2 protein-coding genes are annotated in these 1,361 nt (G+C 51.4%); both read right to left on the reverse strand.

Features of this window, described 5'->3' with window-relative positions; translation table 11 throughout:
* A partial coding sequence (locus MJD61_14570; protein ID MCG8556495.1) for a cell division protein FtsZ occupies positions 1-211 on the reverse strand: 211 nt, incomplete at its 3' end.
* A 172-nt stretch (positions 212-383) separates the two neighbouring features.
* Positions 384-1,361 (reverse strand): cell division protein FtsA (gene ftsA, locus MJD61_14575; protein MCG8556496.1); only part of this gene is annotated, 978 nt, incomplete at its 5' end.

The raw sequence follows: 1,361 nt of genomic DNA on the forward strand, positions 1-1,361 counted from the left end.
CTTTTGTCAGAGAGCACCCAATCTGAACACGACAGTTGGCCTTGCACATGTTAAGCGCTTGCAGGTCGGTATTCAAGGCAACGAATTCGACCCCGGTAAGGTTTGCTTCGATCATTCGGTTGATGGCATTGCCGCCAGCACCTCCAACGCCAACCACTTTCATCTTTGCCGAGGTCTGTAGTGTTTCGTCGAATGCAAATTTAAAATCCATATCACGCTCCTCATTTAGGTTGATGAGACTTAAACAACCAAGACGGTTTTCCTTGCACGTCCTGCAATTCAGGACAATTAGGATTTTCTGTTAACTTACGACCCATACGGATTTGGCCGTGCTTTTCCAACCCGATCGTCACGGACAGCGGATCCTCCGTGGGCTCGAAGTTCTAATTGACGTATTTGTGGACTCCATTAAACCAACGTCGCATTCGTCCGATGACCCAGTTGAAGAGTCCATGTTCACTGTCTCCCAGCAGATCATTTGATTGGAAGCGGTGGTGCATTCCATAGTGCACCAGGCCGACGCCTGTTGCATGAATCGGACTTTTGACAAGATCCGTAAAGCCGATAAATCGTTCGGGCACGCCCAACTTGACTGGCATGTCGAAAATCTGCTCTGCCAACTCAACCGTGCCATGTAAAAGAGAACCGCCGCCCGTCAGTACGAGGCCAGCAGTCATGAGATGGACGTAGTTGGATTTTTTTATCTCCTGATTGGCCAGGCTGAGAATCTCTTCCATCCGAGGCTGCACGATATCCACCAGATAAGTCTTGGAGATTTTGCGCGGCGGCCTGCCTCCAACATCAGGGACTTCGATAATCAGGTCACGTTCGTCTTTATTGTGAATGGCCGAACCATGTTGGATTTTAATTTGTTCGGCTTGCTCCACCGGCGTTCGTAGTCCGATGGCAATATCGTTTGTGACGTTGCGACCGCCCAAGCCGACCACGCTTGTGTGGCGGATGCATCCTTCAAAGAACATGGCGATGTCTGTTGTACCGCCACCTAGATCCATTACGACAACTCCTAGCTCTTTCTCGTCCTCTCCGAGCACCGCGTAACTGGATGCCAGCGGCTCAAGCACAAGGTCCATAACCTGAATGTCCGCCCTGGAGATACTGCGGTAGATGTTTTGAGCTGAAGTTATGGCGCCGGTTACAATGTGGGCTTCGGCTTCCAGCCGAACTCCGGACATACCTACAGGGTCTTTAATCCCGTGTTGTTCGTCGACGGTGAATTCTTGCGGCAGGATGTGCAGAATCTCCCGGTCTATGGGAAGCGCGACCGCCTTTGCTGCGTCGATAACGCGGCGGACATCGGCCTTTGTGATTTCATTTTCTTGACCGGCCACCGCTACAACGCC

The sequence above is a fragment of the Pseudomonadota bacterium genome (assembly GCA_022361155.1).
Classification (GTDB): Bacteria; Myxococcota_A; Polyangia; order Polyangiales; family JAKSBK01; genus JAKSBK01.